We start from the raw sequence: 18,469 nt of genomic DNA, 5'->3' as shown, positions 1-18,469 counted from the left end.
TATGACAACATTTATGAGCTTAGTAGGCATGATGGTGCTACTAGGCATTGCCTTTGCAGCCTCAACTAATCGCAAAGCAATAAAACTAAGAACCGTGGGTATCGCATTTTTAATGCAAGTGATTATCGGCGGATTTGTACTGTTTTTTGAAGCAGGCAAAAATGTATTAGCGAGTATGTCTCGCGCCGTTTCATCGGTTATTGGTTATGCCAACGATGGAATTAGCTTTTTATTTGGCCCATTAGCTTCGCAAGATACGCTAGGGTTTATTTTTGCAATTCAAGTATTGCCCGTTATTGTGTTTTTCTCAGCGTTGGTTGCTGTGTTATATCACTTGGGCATTATGGATTGGATTATTAAAATTTTGGGTGGCGGTTTACAAAAATTATTGAAAACCTCACGCACCGAGTCGCTTTCAGCCACAGCAAATATTTTTGTTGGTCAAACTGAAGCGCCTTTAATTGTTAAACCGTTTATTGCAACCATGACCAAGTCGGAATTGTTTGCAGTAATGGTTGGTGGTTTAGCCACCGTAGCAGGCTCTGTAATGGCCGGTTATGTAATTATTGGTGTTGACCTTAAGTATTTAATTGCAGCCAGCTTTATGGCGGCACCAGGTGGTTTCTTAATGGCAAAAATGATAGTGCCAGAGACAGAAACACCTAAAGATGATTTAGCCGAGATAGATTTAGGCGATGACAAACCGGTTAATGTTATTGATGCAGCAGCATCAGGCGCAGCAAACGGTATGCAGTTGGCACTTAACGTAGGTGCAATGCTACTTGCTTTCGTTGCGTTAATTGCTTTATTAAACGGTTTATTAGGCGGTATTGGTGGGTTATTTGATTACCCTACATTAACGCTACAAGAAATTTTAGGCTACTTATTTGCCCCTGTTGCATGGTTACTAGGAGTACCGTGGAATGAGGCAATTATAGCCGGCAGCTTTATTGGTCAAAAGTTAGTGGTAAATGAGTTTGTTGCTTACTTAGACTTTATAAATTATCGCGATACGTTAAGTGCGCATACACAAGCAATTGTTACTTTTGCATTGTGTGGCTTTGCTAACTTATCATCGATAGCCATTTTACTAGGTGGATTAGGCGGTATGGCGCCTAGTCGGCGAAAGGATATCGCACGCTTAGGGCTCAGAGCAGTGTTAGCAGGATCTATGGCTAACCTTATGAGCGCAGCAATTGCTGGGTTTTTCCTCTCGCTAGCTTAGAAACTTAATGAGATGATCCATCTGTTGCAAAACAATAGGATAGCGCTTTAAGGGGTTAAAGCACTATCTGACTTGAACGATACTTCACCAAGGGCCGCAAGGCCCTTTTATCGTTTTAGCCCCCCTACTTTAAACCCTTTTAATATCTTCGTTAATTCTCACGTTCTCTCTACGATTAATACCAATTCGCTTAGTTAAGTAGTCTATTTTGAGGCTGGAAAACGCATTGATAGCAAGGCAGAAAATTGGCTATTTAGTTGTTCTCGGCAATTGCTCCTGCATTGCTCTACCTTCTGCATCCATGCAGTCGTAAATGAGAATTTTTTAACGCAGGTAGCGACATGTTTACCCCCGTAAAATGATTAAGTATTATTGCGGATTGGTATAAATTCAGCACAGGCAAAGTGTTAAAGTCATCAGAAAAAGTGGCCCAGAGGCTAACTAGCGGTGAAATGCTATGCGTTCAACTATGATGTCGGATAGCGATGAATTTAATTTTTAACGTAACGGTTAATATAAGGTTTATACTCAGATTCAGCTTTAAGTTGCTTTAATGCTTGATTAAAACGTTCCACCACCACGGGTGAGGCAGCCTTATTAAAACCAATATAATTGCCTTTTAGCTCATCTACATGAATTTGTTTAAGCTTTACTACGTCATCCCTTGAATAGCCAAATGGTTCAGTTTGGTGGCCTATGGTAAAGTCAGATCCAATAATTAAATCGATACGTTTTTTAAAAAACAAACGCATAAATGAGTCTGCTTCACTAAATAGCAATAAGTTTTTATCAGCTACAAACCCAAGTCGACGCACCAGCATTTCATAAATATCGCCTCGTACTATGCCTAGCGAGTAGTTTTTAGCTTGGGTGATATCGTCCATGACAATATGTTTACTGGTTTTTAATTTATAAAAATAGGTTTGATTTGACACCAAGGGTCCAACCCATTTAAAAAGAGGCTCTCGCTCTTGCGTTTTTGCCAAAGAAAAAATGGCTGACTGCGGGTTACTTTGCACTAAGTGGTAAGCACGCTTCCAAGGTAGCATTATAAACTCGCACTCTAGCGCTGCACGGGCACAGGTATCTTTTACTATGTCATGATTGATACCCACCAATTGGCCAGTGCCATCTTGAAAGTTATACGGAGGAAAACTTTCGGTATAAATAACCAGTTTAGGCTCAGCAGCCTGAATTTTTTGGCTAAATAACAGCACAAAAGCTAATAGTATAAATTTATAGATACACACCCCCTATGATTTAAGTAATAACTTTAACCTAGAAAACTCGTAGAGACTATTAATTTATAACGCTGTCTGTAATGTTAAAATAGCAGATGACGTAAATAGAAATAAAATGACGGGAATGTTAAAGCGGTGGTGGGATGTTCTTAAATTTTGGGCACAAAAAAAGCGCCTTAAGCGCTTTTTTTCATTTTACTTAAAAAGTAAAATTATAGAGCTGTGATGTTATCAGCTTGAGGACCTTTTTGACCTTGTGAAAGAGTGAACTCTACACGTTGGCCTTCAGCTAAAGTTTTGAAACCTTCGCTTTTGATTGCTGAGAAATGTGCGAAAACGTCTGGACCGTTTTCTTGCTCGATGAAACCAAAACCTTTAGACTCGTTGAACCACTTAACTGTACCTGATACGATGTTAGACATAGTATTATTCCTGATATAAAAAATTAAATTGTGCCCTAATGGGCGGTGTAGCAAAAAATGAGATGGTACTTAAAAACTTCAGGACGGTACTACAAGTATTACTTATACAACAACGAAATGGAGATTTATAAATTATCATGCTTTCTTTCTAGCTGCGGCCTACTATATAGAGTTACTGTGACAAGTCAACCCTTTACGCGATTTAATTAATAAAATAACCCTCGCAACCCACTTTACATGTTAAGCACTTGTTTAAGCAGCTTAAAACTCAAATTCTAACGCCATTCTAAAGCTATGATTCTTCTCTGACTGGCTGATTTCAGTAATAAAACCGGCTTCCCACTTTAATTGTTTTTGTCCATCAAAGCGGTGCAAGCCTATAAACCCAGGGCCAATACCCACAAAGTCTTCACCAAGATAAACCTCAACCGCGGGCTGAAAAGCAGACAAGTATCGGTAGCGATATTGCGCTCTAAACTCGCTTTCCCATTCGTTTTCTATATCTTGCCCCCATTCGTATACTAAAAAAGCATTCATGGTGAGGCTTGCACGCCCAAACTCTTTTTCAATTACAAAACCGGAGGTTGCTTCGTATGCGTCGGCGTCATGCTGTTTTTCAAATTCAAATAATGCGCCCCAATCAGCCCATAGCCTGCCCTGCTCTATTAACTGCCAACGAAGCTCTAACTCATACGCTTGCAAGCCAAAGTCACCGTTATCATCGCGCTCACCCACGATGTAGCCTTCCAATGCCATGGTGTCGTTTATTGCGCCGCCTAAGCCAACGCGCTGCGCTAAAATATTACCACTATCAGTTTGATGCGACACAAGCCGCCATTCTAGCTCCCGCTCAAACGGCAACACATACGGATGATAAACTTTATCTACCACTATGCCATCAGCATAAACGAGCTTAGGTATTAATAAACAAAAACCAATTAATACAGTGGCTGCAAATAGGTTTATTGCTTTCATGGTTTTTCCTTAGTGATTAATTTAGGAATAAAATAACAAACAGATAAAAATAACACGCTGCTCAACGCATAGCTTAAAACACTGGTTAAATTAGGCGTAGCCTCATAACCAATCAGAGCGCGCAATACTCGTCCAAACTCTGAGTTTTCGGCTAAAATGTCACGTAAATCCCATACGGTTACCGTTGTTGCTATCAAATCAATTTGGCTCGCCAAATCAAGCGCCACAACTAATTTTGCCGCACTATTTAATGCCAACAATACTAATAAAGGAGTAAGCCCAAAGCGCTGTTTGGTTGCACTCAATAAAAAATACAACAACACGCTAAAGCTGCTGCATATTCCCAAGCCTAAAAAAGTGCCAATAAATAAACTTTGAGCCGCTTCGTTGTTTTGCCAAAAGCCAATCAGGTAAATAATGTAGTGACTTAAATAAAGTGTCATTACACTGATAATCGCAATCATAAAAGCAGCTGTTGCTTGTTTAATGGCGTAGTACAGTGCACTAATAAAAATTAAAATACACAAACCAATTTGGGCATATTCTAAACCCTGATAGTCAAACAAGGGGCTAATTAACGGCGCACTTTTTACAAACAAAAATGAAAGCCCGCTCCCTAAAATAAGCCCTCCCAGCAATTTCATTAAACTTTGCTTGGCTACAACTTGCAGTAAAATAAGTAAAATGGCCACCGGCAGTAACTGGTTTAGACTCATCACTAGGCTAGTTATTAGCATTAGAGCGCTCCTTTTCAGTCACTATGACAGCACCACGCGCCGTATTGGGCGAAAACTCGCCAAAAAATTCATAGCGCCCAGGGATTAACGGCCCGATATAAATAACGCTTTTACGCTTAGGGTAAAGTACTTTCTCTCGATTGAGATCGAAACTGTCGAACTCTTCAGGCGTACTATCTTGATTTTCGATTAACAAGCGTACCTTTTTATTGGCCGGTACGACGATTTCTGCGGGGTAAAACAAATGATCTTTAAGCACAATAAGATAGTCTTTACTGGCGGCGTTAAATGATAAAAATACACAACAATATAAGTAAGGCCTAATAAGTCGTTTAATCACATTTAGCTCCTGCAAAAACTACCTGTACTTTTAAGCCACCCAAATCACTATCCGTTAAGTGAATTTCAGCGCGATAAATAGCAATAATATGCTGCACTATTGCCATGCCTAAACCCGCACCTTGTTCACCCGAAGGGTGTTGGTCACCGCCAACACGATAGAAGCGATTAAATATCCGTTGTTTTTGATCGTCCGTCATACCTGGGCCACTGTCTTCTATTTGCCAAATACGCTGCTTGTGCATCTGCTTTAGCGTTATTTTTATTTGTCCATTAGCTGGTGCGTACTTTATGGCATTACTAAGTAGGTTTGAAATCAACGTCACTAAGGTAAATTCATCACCGTTAATGATAAAGTCATCTCCCTCAAGACTAATAGTGTGGTTTTTAGCCTCTATTTTTTCATACAACTGGCTAACTACTTCTTGCGTGATCGCTAATAATGATTGCTCCTTAAACTGTTTTTGCCACTGCTCTGGCTGAGTACGCCCTAGTATTAGCATTTGCTCTACTATATTGGACAGTCGATTAATACCTTGTGTCATGGCTTGTAATTCTTGGTTATCGCCTTGTTGAGCAGCCAAATTATGCACATTAATTTTTAAACTGCTTAGGGGAGTACGTAATTCATGTGCCGCATCAGAGGCAAAAAAACGCTCTCGTAAATAGGCGGTTTCTACGCGTTTAAATAAATCGTTTAAGCGGCTGATCACCGGTTTTATCTCTTCATCAGTCACCTGCCAATTGATCGCAGTGAAATCATTTGCTTGGCGCAGAGCTAACTGTTTTGATAAACGGGTTAATGGTGCCAGTGCATATTTAACAAAAAAGCTAATAAATAGCGCAAGCAAAGGAACCGCCCAAAGCATAGGCAACATGGCTGATAAAATCACCGCCTCGGCAAGTTCAAACCGCTTAGCAATCGGCTCGGCAACAACCACGGTGCGTAAAGAAGTGACAAAAACGAATACCCGCATTCGCTGCCCTGCAATATTAAGCGTTTGAAAACCCGCTTGATACTGGCTCAAATCAAGATTTAATTCGTCAGAGCCACTAAGGAGCTCACCAGCTTGCCAAATTTGATACAGTAACTGGGCGCTTTCTTGCATTTTTGGCGCCATGGCGTTTATAGATAAAGGCTGTTGCATCAACACTCCAGCGACCACTTTTAGCTCACTATCAAGTAGTTGCTCACCATGGCTCATACTTTTTTGGTAGCCTTTGACTAAAGCTAAAAAGCACGTTAACACCATCATTGATAGTAAAATAAGAGTTAAACGCTTACGAATTGACATAGAGTATGGTTACCTTTGTAAATTCAAGTTTGTGCAATCTAGGGGCGTTTTAATCACGTGAGCTATCTCTTTCCCACGACATAACCAATACCACGGAGAGTTTTAATAAAATCGCTGGGGAATTTTTTTCGTAGGTGATGAATATGCACTTCAATGGTGTTAGAGCCAACCTCTTCACCCCACTGGTACAGTTTGTTTTCTAACTGCTGTTTAGATTGCACGCGACCTTGGTTTTCCAATAGTGCCTTTAGCAGCATGTATTCTTTTCGTGGCAGAGAAAGCAGCTCATTGCTGAGTGTGACACTATGCGCTGACGTGTCTATAGTCACTTCACCACACTGTAATAAACTCGACTGAGCTTGATTTACTCGTCGGCTCGCTACGCGCAAACGAGCAAATAATTCGGCTGGTTCAAATGGCTTAGCTAAATAATCATCAGCGCCCATATCAAGCCCTTGCACCTTGTCATCTATGCTACTTCGTGCAGTTAGTATAACCACCGGAATCACTTTTTTTTGCGCTTTTATGTGCTTTAGAATTTGTGAACCATCACCATCGGGTAAACCTAGGTCAAGTATAACCAACTCTATTTCACCACTGCCTAAGCATTGCAATGCATGCTTAACCGTTGCGCTATGCTCTACACTGTAGCCTTCTTGGCGCAATGAGCGGCAAAGCCCTTGCGCCACAAGATGATCATCTTCAACTAATAATAAATGCATTGTTTATTTTGCTATCTCTTTAGTTTTTTATCTACTTTAGCTAATAAAGAGCTAATTGCTTGTTGACGATATTTATCAGCTTTAGCACGAGTATCACGAATACCTGCTGCTTGCGCAACTAACAAATGGGCTTTAGCTTGCTCATATTCACGCTCGTCATATAAAAACTCACCATACAAGTAGTTAGTATCAATGCCTTTTTTGTTAAAAGCGAGCGCTTGCTTAAAAAACTTGTCGGCGGTGTCATCATCACCAAAACCAATAGGCCATCCCGGTACTTTACTGTATAAGGTTGCTAGGCTGGCATACGCTGAGCCACCTAAAGCACTGTCGTCTATTTTAAGGGCTTGCTCTAATGACGCTTTTGCATCTTTAGCATAGCCCAGCGCCCCTAACCCGCCCTTTGCGCCAGCAAAACTGGCCAGTACAATGCCGTTCCACGTATAGCTACTTGCTGAATCAGGGTAGCTTTCAATAAATTGAGCACTTTGCTCACTTAGTTGAGTAAAGGCTTTGATTTGTGCATCATCTTTAAGCTCATAATTAGCAACCGCCCACTGCTGTTGAATAGCGAGTAAATCGCTTTGTTCGTCTGCAAATACCGGCGATGAAAACACACTAACAATGCTTAAATAAGCTACTAAAGTAAATTTTTTCATAATAAATCCTCTATTAACCTAAAAACTGTTTTATTTTAGGGAGCTGTTTAGCAATTGCGTTATCCACAATACGTGGAAAAACACCATTGATACGTGCAAAAAGTTTCTCAGGAAAACCAATAAATCGTCTGGTTTTATTTGAGTTTAATAACGCAACTAACTCATCAGCCACCAACTGCGGGGAGTCCATTTGATTACCAAGCGCCTTATTCATTGCTCGTGTTTGTGCATCATTAATATCTGTATCGGTTGCTCTTGGTGCTAAATAACTAACTTTAACAGGTGTATCTGAAAGCTCTCGTGATAGCGCTTCGCTAAAACCACGTAAACCGAACTTACTAGCACAGTAAAGTGTTTGATATGGGTAACCTATACTGCCAAATGACGACCCAACATTAACTATGGAGCCTTTATTCGCATGCAATTGCGCTAAAAACAGCTGACATAATTTCATAGGGACGGCTAAATTAGTGCTCAGTAGATTATCAATTTGCTCACTACTCGATGCACTTAAGCTTTGCATTACATTAATGCCTGCATTGTTTATGAGTAACTTAGCGCCCCCTAATTTTTTGGCTTTAATGGCTAGTGCCAACATGTTTTCGGCAATCGTTAAGTCCCCCACAAAAACTATACTACCGGGACATTGACTACTTAGCGTATTGAGGGCATCACTATTTCGCCCCACCAAGAGTAGTTGCCAACCTTGGCCGTGTAGTGTTTTGGCAATGGCTTGACCAATTCCACCTGTCGCACCAGTTAATACACATAAGCCGGTATTCATGCGTGTTGCTCTTGTGCTGATGCTTTAAAAAACGGCTCGTCGTCTAAAGCGCGAAAAATATCGCCGTACAAACGATAAAAACATTTTGCACCATGTAAAATAGCCTGCTGATCCGCCTCGTCGGTAATTTGATTCATTAAGTTTTCAAAAAACTTAACATGCTCTATATCAAGCGCGCCGTGAGAGGTTAAATAGCTAAACGCTTTTTTAGGAAGTCCTACTGCATTTGCTATGTTTGATGCGGCTCCATCAGCAAGCGCAATTGAGGTCCCCTCTAATACGTGCACCATGCCAAAAAAGCTAAGCGGATTTTTACGTGCAATACTATCGTAGGCATACGACACCATCATTTCAGTGGCGAATTGTGGCTGACTATAGCGCACACTTTCTTTATCAAACCCACAGGCTGCAATGTCGTTTAGCACCCACTCTTGATGACCAATTTCTTCTTCAATATATTCAGCTACCGCTTCTCGTAACCATTCTTGCTCGTCAGACAAACGTGCGCCAAGTGACATCATTAAAGGAACGGTGTGTTTTACATGATGATAAGCCTGCGCTAAAAACGAGGCATACTCTTCAAGTGTTGCTTGTCCGTTAAATACACGCTGTATAATTGGCGCAGCTAATAAGTACTCACGCTCGTTTTGAGTTTGTGCTTTTATTGTATTAAAAAAATCACTCATGGATCACTTCTCCAAGTCGGTAAAACTGTTCAAAAATAGGGCTGTAGTGCTGGCTAATTGCCGCTCGTTTAGGGCGATTATTAGCGGTTAATAATCCTTGCTGCTCGTTTAAAGGTTGGGCCAAACGATGCCACTTTTTAATCTGTGCGTAGTCAGGAAGTTGCTGGTTTACTGTTTTTAAATGTGCTTTTAATTGCTCATCACTAAATCCGGGAGCCGCATAAATAAGCGCGCTTAAAAATGGCTGGCTTTCACCAAACACCACCGCTTGCTGTATCGCACTTTGGCTTAAAATTAATGATTCAGGCCATTCGGCGCTAACATTACGCCCCATACTGGTGATGATCAGATTTTTTACTCGCCCTTTTATGTACAGCTTATTATTACGCTTAGATACTAAGTCGCCAGTGGCGTACCAGGTATTTGGGTTATGCGGCGCTTGATTTAAATACCCTAAAAATAACGCTCCTTTAATAAATAACTCACCATTTTCAACTTTCGTTTCAACGTGCCCTAATACTTCACCAGCGCTATTTATGTCGTCATAGTTGGGGGTGTTTAAACTCACTACTGAAGCAGCCTCGGACAAACCATACCCTTGATAAACCGGTAGGTTATATTCTCGTGCAGTTAAAATTAAAGATTCACTAACCCTTGCTCCGCCAACAGCAATAAACTTAAGTGACTTTGGTGGCTGCCAGCCTTGCTTTGCAAAGGCAACTAAACACGTTAATAACTCAGGCACTAAAATAAGGGTGTTAGGTTTCACACTATCGATTGCACCAATGAGTTTGTTAGGGTTTTTTAACCCTGAGCCAACAAAACCTAATTCGTTTAGCGGCATTAAATGTACACAACCGCCACTTAACAAAGGCGCATACACACCCGCTATATTTTCCAATAGTACTGGCAGCGGAAGTAAGCATAAATGCACGGGGTTACTAATGTTTATTTGCTCACATAATGACTGAGCTACCTGCATCTGGCTTTGTGTTGATAAGCACACCCCTTTTGGCTCACCAGTAGAACCTGAAGTAAATGTAATTTTTTGCGTACCAGTAAAATAGTCCACGGGCTCAATCGCATCGAGCTGATAAATATAAAGGGTATAATGCTCAAATAATGTTACCGACAATGAATGCTTACCAAGCGAATGACGAGGCATATCACTAATAAAAAACTGCGCACCGCATTGCGCTAGCACATACTGTGTTTGCTGCTGACTAAAAAAATGGGCGATAGGCACCGCAACCTTGTTTGCAGCACTGGTTGCGGCATCAACAACCAGCCAAGCTGGAGTATTATCAAGCTGGAAGGCAATTGCACCAGAATCTAAAGCGTTAAAAATAGCTGTCAGCTTATTAGTTTCTTGTTGTAACTCCAAAACGCTAATAGGCATCACTTTATTGGCTAAGTAACTAACAACCACTGGCTCATTCGCTACCTTATTAATATTATTTAATAGGCTCATAAGCTCTCCAACGCAGTCATCAAGGCATTAATTTGTTGTGTATTTTGCTGTTTAATATTTAACAGCATGGGTGTGTTAAGTACTTGCTGATGTGCCTGCGCTAAATTAACAATGCACACCGTAGGCTGATTCTCATAATAGCTACCCCAGCTCTTTGGCTGATCTACTACAGTGCTATTAGCCAGTGCAATTTCGTTGCAGGTAACACCTAGTAGGCGCAGTAAGGCGCGTACTTTTTTGGTAGCGCAAAACACTAAGTAGCTCGCGCCAAAGCCGCGCAAAGCTTCATTTACAATAATAAAATGAGATAGCGTGGCTTTACGATGTGTTGAGCAAAGGTTACCTAGCTCAAACACCTTATTTCGCGGTGTGCCTGGTGGTAAAAATTGTTCAATGGCCGCAGCTAAATATTGTTCAATGAATAAAGGGGAAGTGGCGTTTCTGAGCCCTAATGTGCAATGCCCTTGCACAGTTTTATACTGACAGAGTAATGGCATAAATGAGGTTAGGCTTGCATTATACGCAGTGAAAAAGCCTTGTTTTACTGTATCTTCAAGGCGCTGACGGTGTTTATCACTTTGTGTAGCACTAACAAAATGAAAAGGCTGTTGAAACAGCGCAGCTGAGGAGTGATATTGAGCTAGTTGCATATAAGCATCGCCTGTATTAAATCTATAGATAAAATTTAATCAGTGAAACTTAAATAAAACTTAAGGTAAGTTAATTTTTAAAAATAAATTTAATTTTAGCTGGCGATCACACTTTTATTACGACCCGTTTCTTTAGCGTGATAGAGCGCTTTGTCAGCACATTTATATACTTGGTTAATATCATCGCTATGCTGTGGCCAAGTAGCGATACCAATCGATACATTTATATAGCCTACTTTTGCCATCAATGTGGTGGCTACTTGGTTGCGTAAACGCTCAGCAATAACAAATGCACTATCACTATTTTCGTTTGGCAACACCAGTAAAAACTCTTCTCCACCAGTGCGTGCCACAATATCATGCTTGCGCGATAACGACTGTATAATATGAGTAAGGGTTTTTAATACTTCATCACCCGTATCATGGCCAAACGTATCATTAACCCGTTTAAAAAAGTCGATATCAATTTCAAGCACAGCAAACGGTATTTGCTTATCCATTAGGTTTTCAAGCAATATGTTTAAGCCCCGCCTATTATGCGCGCCAGTTAGCGGATCGGTGAGTGCATCTTGACGTAATTGCCCCATTTGCGATTGCAAAGTATGAACGCCTTCTAGCATTGCATGTTTAAGCTGCTGACTTTCAAAGTACCAAGACTTAATACCTTTGAGGTGTTCTACGTTTTTCTTATCGGTTGATAAGTTAGCGCTATCGGCTAACAGTCTTAATGGCTTAGCAATATAGTGAGCTAACATAGCAATTAATAAAAAAGTAATGAGTACTATGGGTAACATTCGCTTAAGCACCTGCCCTTGAAAAGTATCTAGTTTTGCAAGTGTTGTCGCTTCACTTCTCTGGGCAACAATCCCCCAATTCGCGAGCTTAACGGGCGCAAACCCAGCAAGCATAGCTGTTCCTTGACTATTTAAAATCCGAGTGTAACCACGTTCACCTTGCAACACTCGCTCTATTACTGGGTTATTAGATACTTGCTCGCCAATGCGCTTAGAATCAGGATGGTAAAGTAAGGTTTTGTTATCAGCAACCACATAAAAGTAAGCCCCGCCATCGTAACTATGCTGTTTTAACAAGGCATTTAAAATACTCTGCTGCTCTAAGTAAAAGCTACCGCCAATATAACCATAATAATTCCCTGCCAGATCAAACAGAGGATAGGAGACAACAATAATTAAATTATTAGCCAGCGAAATGTAAGGCAGGCTAACCTGCGGCTGCTGCGATTTAAGAGCTTGCTTAGAATGGACTGAATTAACGGTTTTATTAATTATATTTAAAGACATAGGTGAAGCTGCTTTAACCACACCTTGCATATTGATAGCAACCGAATTAAAACTCTGAGTTTGCTCTAAAAGGCGGTTGGTTTCAGCTTGGAGTAACTCAGTGTTGGTAATATCTTCAGCAATAATACTGGCTGAAAACTCAAGTTGCTGCATTGCTGCTGCTAAAAAGTGCTCAGTTGCTGAAGCTAGCTTACTAGCAAATACATGATTACTTTGCAGGGTATCTTCAATAACTCGTTCTTTTTGAACCTGATAACTAATATATAAACCACTAAACAAAATAGCAGCTGCAGCGGGCATAGCTAACAAAAGAATTAATTGCCTGAGGTTAAAAGTAAATGGTAATCGAAAACGCAACTTAATATCATCCTAAGCAAATAAAAACGACTGCTATGCACTGCATACACAATTAATATAATACATAAATAGAACTAAGTGGCCTAATTTTTGTTATTTTAAGGATAATTAAATCATACGGTTTATATTTGCTGGGTTTTGCAGTTAAGCTCAATAATAGTTAAGCTGCGTGCACTTTATTTTTATTTAGCCTTGGGGTGTGTGTTGCTAAATAAGTACTTGTTATCGTCTTCTCTTTTTTTAATCGGATGTTTCATGCCAATAAAATCTTCTTTTGCCGATTCTGCGCTGTCACTTAAACAGCAACTTGGGCAAAAGCTCATGCTCGATTTGCGCTATTTTTGTGACCAAGGCAGTAGTAAACGCTGCAGAATGCCATTAACCAAATTGCCCGACACTCTTGCAAAAGCAATTAGTCGTTATGATATTGGCGGGGTAATTTTGTTTTCTGAAAATACCCAAAGCATCGAACAAATTATTAGCCTTAATCAGCAACTACAACAAGCTGCATCTGCATCAAAATCAGGCTTACCGCTGTTTATTTCTATTGACCAGGAGGGCGGACGCGTTGCTCGCTTACCTCGCGATGTGGCCACTTCATTCACCGGTAATATGTCAATTGGCGCAACTTATCCTGAGCATGGCACTTATTTCGCAACCCAAACGGCGAACGTATTGGCTACTGAACTCTCAGCGCTTGGCATTAATGTAAATTATGCGCCAACCGTTGATGTGAACATGAATCCTGACAATCCGGTCATTAATGTACGCTCTTTTAGTGAAAACCCCGATGAAGTAGCGGTACTGGGTGCGGCACAAGTTAGTGAATTTGAAAAAAACGGGATTATTAGCGCTATAAAGCACTTTCCAGGACATGGCGATACCAATGTAGATAGCCATACAGGCTTACCTAGAGTGATGCATTCAAAAGAAGTTATTTACGCTCAAGATTTAGCGCCCTTTAAACACATTATTGAGCAGCATAGTCCGGGGATGATAATGACCGCGCATATTCAATACCCTGAGCTTGATAGCAGTACATTAACCAATGTAGAGGGTAAGCAAATGATAAAACCCGCGACCATGTCGCGTAAAATCATGACCGATATTCTTCGTAAAGAGCTTAACTATCAAGGCGTAGTGGTAACCGATGCACTGGATATGGCCGGTATAAGTCATTTTTTCAGCCCTACCCAAGCAGTTGTAAACACTTTTGCAGCTGGGGTTGATATAGCGCTAATGCCAATAGAAATTAGAACGCCTGAGGATATAAATAAGCTTGATGCGCTCATTGACTCTTTAATTAGTGCGGTTAAAACAGGGCAACTAGACGCACATGAAATTGCCCATTCGACGCAGCGTATTACCTCGCTTAAAAGTAAGTTTAAATTAAACGCTTTGCCTAACCCCATTAATGCATTGGCTAATGCAAAACACATTATTGGTAATAAAGCACATCGTGAATTAGAAGCATCTCTGGCATTAGCGGCAATTACCCAAATAAAAAATAACAATAATACCTTGCCGCTTAAACTTGGCGCTGATCAGCATATTCATATTATTATGCCTGACACCCGCAAGTGCATGGCAATGCAACAAGCAATTAGTGCGTTAAGTTCACAACCACTCAGTTTTAGTTGCAGCAGCTTACAGGGCTTTGACCCAGATGAAGCGCAGGGCAACATAAACCAAGCAAGTATTGTTATTGCTGGCAATGCAACACCGAACCAAAGTGCCGTGGAAATTGGCGGTATGGATGATTTAGCCGATAACCCAAACTTTGCCTTAAATAACGCAGAGCAACCCAAAGCGCTTGAATCATTACTAAAAATGGCTAAACAAAAAAACACTCCAACGGTATTTATTAGTTTGCGAGCACCGTATGACATTGCTCAATTTGGTAACTATGCTGATGCAGTGCTTGCCTCATACGCTTATAATATTGATGTAGATAAAAACGATCTGGTGTCTGGGCCTGCTTTTACTGCACTGGCAAAAGTATTATTTGGCCAAGCCCCTGCAAAAGGCCAGTTACCAGTCACTATTAAACAATCGAAGAGCCATTAATATGAAACTTAATTGTGATTTAGGCGAGAGCTTTGGTGCATGGCAAATGGGCCTTGATAACGACGTTATGCCACATATTGATATGGCAAATATTGCTTGTGGCTTTCATGCTGGTGATTCGAGTGTAATGGCGCATACCCTAAAGCTAGCTAAACAACATAATGTTATGATTGGCGCTCATCCAAGCTACCCTGATAAACAAGGGTTTGGCAGGCGCTCAATGAGTATGAGTGTGACTGAGCTCACTCAATGTTTGCACTATCAAATAGCTGCCCTTGATGGCATGGCAAAAGTACAAGGGCTAACCCTTAGCTATGTAAAACCCCATGGTGCGCTGTATAACGACATGATGAACAACCAGCAATTGCTTACCACTGTTATGGGTGCGGTTGCCAGTTACCCTGCTAACTTAAAGTTGATGATACTCGCCACAGCCGATGCCAAGCTACATCAAACAATGGCACGGCACCTTGGGCTCACACTGATATTAGAGGCGTTCGCAGACAGGCAATACACAGACCAAGGGCAATTAGTAGCACGAAATATACCGGGCAGTGTGCATAGCAAAGACGCATTATTAGCTCAGGTTAAGCAGCTTTTAACCGGTAAAAGTGTAACTACTCAATCTGGAAAACCGTTGAAACTAGTTGCTGACAGCATCTGCGTGCATGGCGATAACCCCCAAGGCATTGCAATTATTGAAGAGATAAAAGCGCTTTGCTCAGCCAATAGCTAAAGTTAAAAATTCAGATTAAGCTGTAAACCCCCTTTACAGCCTTTGTAACCTCATTGAATTAATGCTCATAGAGTTAATTATGGGCTTCATCGCATTGTGCTGTTAATTTAATAATCCCTCACTTATAACTGTACATAAGTTAACAACAGGGATTAATAATGAAACAGTTTTTAGCACTTAGTCTTATATTTAGCGCAAGCCATTTTGCCAGCGCAAACGACAATACACACACATTGCAACTTCAAGATATATTCAACTTAGAATATGCCAACCAAATAGACATCACCGAAGACGGTAAAACAGTGTATTTCGTTCGTAACCGCATGGATATTAAAACCGATCGCAAAGTCGGTAATATTTGGTCTGTTGATTACAACACAGAACAACTACAGCCATTAACATCTGGTGTATTTATGGACTACTCGCCTGTGTTGTCACCCGATGGGCAGCGCCTTGCGTTTATCTCTAACAGAGATGGCAGTAATCAAATATATATGAAGTGGCTTAAAACTGGAGCTGTGGCAAAAATTAGTAACCTTACTAATGCACCTCGCTCAATAACTTGGTCACCTAACTCTAAACAACTGGTGTTTAGTATGTTTGTTCCTGAAATAAGCTCACCTCCTGTCAGTTTGCCTGGTAAACCTAAAGGTGCTAGCTGGGCAGAGCCAGCTAAATTTATTGACGATGTTTACTACCGTGCAGATGGCAGTGGCTATAGTCAAAAAGGATTTAATCAGCTATTTACTCTTAATGCGAATGGCGGCAATGCACAACAACTCACTAACGATAACTTTGATTACAATGGCGGTGTAAGCTTTAGTAAAAACGGCGAATCAGTATTTTTTTCAGCGAATAGACACGCTGAACATGCGCTCAAGCCTACCAATAGTGAAGTGTACCAACTTAATTTAAGCACATTAGAGATCACCCCACTGACCGATCGTAATGGTCCAGATCAACAACCTCAAGTATCACCTAACGGTCAGTACCTTGCTTATACTGGCTACGATGACAAGCGCACTAATTATGAAAATACTCAGCTTTATATTCGTGATTTGAAAACTGGCGATACTCAAAGTCTGACTAGCGATTTCGATCGCAGCGTTGGTCAAATACAATGGAGCGCAAATTCAAAAGGCCTCTATTTTAGCTATGCCGATGAAGGCCAAACCGCACTCGCTTATCAACCTCGAAGTGGTAAACGTAAGGTGATTACCGAACAAATAGGTAGCGTGGCGTTTGGCCGCCCTTATTCTGGTGGTGATTTTGATATTAGTGAAAATGGTGACATTGTGTTTACACTGGCTGATACTCAGCGTCCAGCTGATGTTGCAACAATAAAGCGTGGCTCAATAAAGCGTTTAACCGATTTAAACTCAGATGCACTACAAACTAAGCAGCTCGCTAAGGTTGAAGAGCTATGGTTAAAATCAAGCCACGACGAGTTACCAATACAAGGCTGGGTTGCTTACCCGCCGGGTTTTGATAAATCAAAAAAATACCCACTGGTGCTTGAAATTCACGGTGGCCCTGTTGCTAACTATGGCCCTCACTTTAGTGCCGAAGTACAACTATTTGCCGCCAAAGGAAATGTTGTTTTATACATGAACCCGCGAGGCAGTGACTCGTACGGTAAAGAGTTTGCGCAAACTATTCATCATAATTACCCAAGCAATGATTACGATGATTTAATGACAGGTGTTGACGCGCTAATCGATAAAGGTTTTATTGATGAGTCTAAATTATTCGTTACCGGTGGCTCTGGCGGCGGTGTATTAACCGCGTGGATTGTAGGCCATACGGATCGCTTTGCTGCAGCTGTGGTTGCAAAACCAGTTATTAATTGGATCAGCTTTGTACTAACTGCCGACTTCTATCCATTTTTTGCCGATTATTGGTTTCCAGGTAAACCTTGGGACCATATTGAGCATTATATGAAGCGCTCACCAATCAGTTATGTTGGCAATGTTAAAACCCCAACCATGCTTCTGACTGGTGAAGCAGACTACCGTACGCCAATTTCAGAAACTGAGCAGTTTTATCAAGCCTTAAAATTACAGGGGGTTGATACCGCGATGGTGCGCATTCCAAACGCTTCACATGGTATAACTGCCCGTCCATCAAATTTAATGACCAAAGTGGCTTACATTCAGTGGTGGTTTGATAAGCATTCGAAGTAAAACGTCGAGTTATGGGTGACGAGCTATACAAGCTCGTTGCTCGAAGCTCACAAGTGTAAACCCCCTTTACAGCAATAATGTGAGTAATCCCTTACATACTTTAGCTAAATATCGGACTTAGCTTCAAACTGAGTTGGTAAAAATTCGGTTTATACTAACTCAGCCCCTTTGAGTTAGTAAAAATTCGGTTTGAGTCACTGTTTATAAGCCCTCAGTTAGTAAAAAAATGTTTTATAAGGTGCGACAGTTAGTAAAAAATCGGTTTATTACTTTCTAAACCCTAGTTAAAAATCTTTAAATTAAGCATTTAGATGCTCAAATTGAGGATTAGAAAGGCAAATCTACCCTTAATGATGAAGAGAATGGCTGTTTTTAACCTTGTTAGTTAAAACCTGATCTGTATTTTAACTAGCTAGTTAAACTCTGATCTATATGTGGTAAAAAGCGGGTAATTTATTGTGCTTACCCGTGTTAAAGCGTAATCAACATAAAGCCCTCACAGCCGAGCATAAACATCCTTTAAATTTATTTACACTTTTAAGCTGCATTGCATCCCTGAATAACTAGCTAGTAAAATACTGATCTATTAAATTTTGCTTTTATGTAGGCATAAAAAAAG

Annotated in this window: 17 protein-coding genes; 4 read left to right on the top strand and 13 right to left on the bottom strand. The window is 40.7% G+C overall.

Annotated elements, in window-relative coordinates; all coding sequences use genetic code 11:
• The first annotated feature begins 1 nt into the window (after nucleotide 1).
• Nucleotides 2-1,225: a NupC/NupG family nucleoside CNT transporter gene (locus tag CWB78_RS10400; RefSeq protein WP_008110735.1), complete on the top strand. Its 1,224-nt coding sequence runs from the start codon at nucleotides 2-4 to the stop codon at nucleotides 1,223-1,225.
• Between the two features lie 491 nt (nucleotides 1,226-1,716).
• Here CWB78_RS10400 and CWB78_RS10395 read toward each other — a convergent pair whose 3' ends face one another.
• The 13 genes from CWB78_RS10395 to CWB78_RS10335 all read right to left on the bottom strand — a co-directional run bounded on the left by CWB78_RS10395 (nucleotide 1,717) and on the right by CWB78_RS10335 (nucleotide 12,864).
• Nucleotides 1,717-2,442: a substrate-binding periplasmic protein gene (locus CWB78_RS10395; RefSeq protein WP_249930438.1), complete on the bottom strand. Its 726-nt coding sequence runs from the start codon at nucleotides 2,440-2,442 to the stop codon at nucleotides 1,717-1,719.
• 236 nt (nucleotides 2,443-2,678) lie between these two features.
• Entirely contained in the window at nucleotides 2,679-2,888 is a 210-nt protein-coding gene (locus tag CWB78_RS10390; RefSeq protein WP_008467029.1) for a cold-shock protein, read from the bottom strand.
• A 261-nt stretch (nucleotides 2,889-3,149) separates the two neighbouring features.
• Nucleotides 3,150-3,863, bottom strand: coding sequence for a hypothetical protein (locus tag CWB78_RS10385; RefSeq protein WP_055011595.1), 714 nt, complete (start codon nucleotides 3,861-3,863; stop codon nucleotides 3,150-3,152).
• Entirely contained in the window at nucleotides 3,860-4,600 is a 741-nt protein-coding gene (locus tag CWB78_RS10380; RefSeq protein ID WP_138595425.1) for an iron transporter, read from the bottom strand. The genes CWB78_RS10385 and CWB78_RS10380 overlap by 4 nt, the downstream gene beginning before the upstream one ends.
• Nucleotides 4,587-4,940 (bottom strand): cupredoxin domain-containing protein, encoded by a 354-nt coding sequence (locus CWB78_RS10375; protein WP_010388691.1) that lies wholly within the window; start codon nucleotides 4,938-4,940, stop codon nucleotides 4,587-4,589. The genes CWB78_RS10380 and CWB78_RS10375 overlap by 14 nt, the downstream gene beginning before the upstream one ends.
• The gene (locus CWB78_RS10370) at nucleotides 4,933-6,234 is read right to left on the bottom strand and encodes an ATP-binding protein (protein WP_054201478.1); all 1,302 of its coding nucleotides are present in this window, start codon (nucleotides 6,232-6,234) and stop codon (nucleotides 4,933-4,935) included. Before CWB78_RS10370 ends, CWB78_RS10375 begins: the two co-directional genes overlap by 8 nt.
• Nucleotides 6,235-6,296: 62 nt before the next feature.
• Nucleotides 6,297-6,956, bottom strand: coding sequence for a response regulator (locus CWB78_RS10365; RefSeq protein WP_075170099.1), 660 nt, complete (start codon nucleotides 6,954-6,956; stop codon nucleotides 6,297-6,299).
• 11 nt (nucleotides 6,957-6,967) lie between these two features.
• The gene (locus tag CWB78_RS10360) at nucleotides 6,968-7,615 is read right to left on the bottom strand and encodes a hypothetical protein (RefSeq protein WP_138595423.1); all 648 of its coding nucleotides are present in this window, start codon (nucleotides 7,613-7,615) and stop codon (nucleotides 6,968-6,970) included.
• A 13-nt stretch (nucleotides 7,616-7,628) separates the two neighbouring features.
• The gene (locus CWB78_RS10355) at nucleotides 7,629-8,399 is read right to left on the bottom strand and encodes an SDR family oxidoreductase (RefSeq protein WP_109875044.1); all 771 of its coding nucleotides are present in this window, start codon (nucleotides 8,397-8,399) and stop codon (nucleotides 7,629-7,631) included.
• A complete protein-coding gene (locus CWB78_RS10350; protein WP_109875043.1) occupies nucleotides 8,396-9,085 on the bottom strand; it encodes an iron-containing redox enzyme family protein in 690 nt (229 codons plus the stop codon). The genes CWB78_RS10355 and CWB78_RS10350 overlap by 4 nt, the downstream gene beginning before the upstream one ends.
• Nucleotides 9,078-10,556 carry an AMP-binding protein gene (locus CWB78_RS10345; protein ID WP_138595421.1) on the bottom strand — a complete coding sequence of 493 codons (1,479 nt, stop codon included), beginning with the start codon at nucleotides 10,554-10,556 and terminating at the stop codon, nucleotides 9,078-9,080. The genes CWB78_RS10350 and CWB78_RS10345 overlap by 8 nt, the downstream gene beginning before the upstream one ends.
• Nucleotides 10,553-11,206: a thermostable hemolysin gene (locus CWB78_RS10340; RefSeq protein ID WP_138595419.1), complete on the bottom strand. Its 654-nt coding sequence runs from the start codon at nucleotides 11,204-11,206 to the stop codon at nucleotides 10,553-10,555. Before CWB78_RS10340 ends, CWB78_RS10345 begins: the two co-directional genes overlap by 4 nt.
• A 95-nt stretch (nucleotides 11,207-11,301) precedes the next feature.
• Nucleotides 11,302-12,864: a sensor domain-containing diguanylate cyclase gene (locus CWB78_RS10335; protein WP_502705093.1), complete on the bottom strand. Its 1,563-nt coding sequence runs from the start codon at nucleotides 12,862-12,864 to the stop codon at nucleotides 11,302-11,304.
• A gap of 255 nt (nucleotides 12,865-13,119) precedes the next feature.
• On the opposite strand from CWB78_RS10335, the gene CWB78_RS10330 reads away from it, so the two are divergent.
• The 3 genes from CWB78_RS10330 (at nucleotide 13,120) to CWB78_RS10320 (ending at nucleotide 17,850) form a co-directional block, all read left to right on the top strand.
• Entirely contained in the window at nucleotides 13,120-14,931 is a 1,812-nt protein-coding gene (locus CWB78_RS10330) for a glycoside hydrolase family 3 protein (protein WP_138595417.1), read from the top strand.
• Nucleotide 14,932: 1 nt separating this feature from the next.
• The gene (locus CWB78_RS10325) at nucleotides 14,933-15,667 is read left to right on the top strand and encodes a 5-oxoprolinase subunit PxpA (protein ID WP_138595415.1); all 735 of its coding nucleotides are present in this window, start codon (nucleotides 14,933-14,935) and stop codon (nucleotides 15,665-15,667) included.
• A gap of 158 nt (nucleotides 15,668-15,825) precedes the next feature.
• Nucleotides 15,826-17,850, top strand: a complete 2,025-nt coding sequence (locus tag CWB78_RS10320; protein WP_138595413.1) for a S9 family peptidase — start codon at nucleotides 15,826-15,828, stop codon at nucleotides 17,848-17,850.
• Nucleotides 17,851-18,469: the final 619 nt, after the last annotated feature.

The sequence above is a fragment of the Pseudoalteromonas sp. S1612 genome (assembly GCF_005887175.1).
Lineage (GTDB): Bacteria > Pseudomonadota > Gammaproteobacteria > Enterobacterales > Alteromonadaceae > Pseudoalteromonas > Pseudoalteromonas undina.
This window is presented reverse-complemented; position numbering and strand designations above follow the sequence as displayed.

Bases quoted from the DNA above. Each gene is read 5' to 3' on its own strand.
- CWB78_RS10385 (WP_055011595.1), bottom strand. From the start codon at position 3,863: ATGAAAGCAATAAACCTATTTGCAGCCACTGTATTAATTGGTTTTTGT.
- CWB78_RS10370 (WP_054201478.1), bottom strand. From the start codon at position 6,234: ATGTCAATTCGTAAGCGTTTAACTCTTATTTTACTATCAATGATGGTG.
- CWB78_RS10345 (WP_138595421.1), bottom strand. From the start codon at position 10,556: ATGAGCCTATTAAATAATATTAATAAGGTAGCGAATGAGCCAGTGGTT.
- CWB78_RS10350 (WP_109875043.1), bottom strand. From the start codon at position 9,085: ATGAGTGATTTTTTTAATACAATAAAAGCACAAACTCAAAACGAGCGT.
- CWB78_RS10390 (WP_008467029.1), bottom strand. From the start codon at position 2,888: ATGTCTAACATCGTATCAGGTACAGTTAAGTGGTTCAACGAGTCTAAA.
- CWB78_RS10360 (WP_138595423.1), bottom strand. From the start codon at position 7,615: ATGAAAAAATTTACTTTAGTAGCTTATTTAAGCATTGTTAGTGTGTTT.
- CWB78_RS10380 (WP_138595425.1), bottom strand. From the start codon at position 4,600: ATGCTAATAACTAGCCTAGTGATGAGTCTAAACCAGTTACTGCCGGTG.
- CWB78_RS10320 (WP_138595413.1), top strand. From the start codon at position 15,826: ATGAAACAGTTTTTAGCACTTAGTCTTATATTTAGCGCAAGCCATTTT.
- CWB78_RS10400 (WP_008110735.1), top strand. From the start codon at position 2: ATGACAACATTTATGAGCTTAGTAGGCATGATGGTGCTACTAGGCATT.
- CWB78_RS10355 (WP_109875044.1), bottom strand. From the start codon at position 8,399: ATGAATACCGGCTTATGTGTATTAACTGGTGCGACAGGTGGAATTGGT.
- CWB78_RS10330 (WP_138595417.1), top strand. From the start codon at position 13,120: ATGCCAATAAAATCTTCTTTTGCCGATTCTGCGCTGTCACTTAAACAG.
- CWB78_RS10325 (WP_138595415.1), top strand. From the start codon at position 14,933: ATGAAACTTAATTGTGATTTAGGCGAGAGCTTTGGTGCATGGCAAATG.
- CWB78_RS10340 (WP_138595419.1), bottom strand. From the start codon at position 11,206: ATGCAACTAGCTCAATATCACTCCTCAGCTGCGCTGTTTCAACAGCCT.
- CWB78_RS10365 (WP_075170099.1), bottom strand. From the start codon at position 6,956: ATGCATTTATTATTAGTTGAAGATGATCATCTTGTGGCGCAAGGGCTT.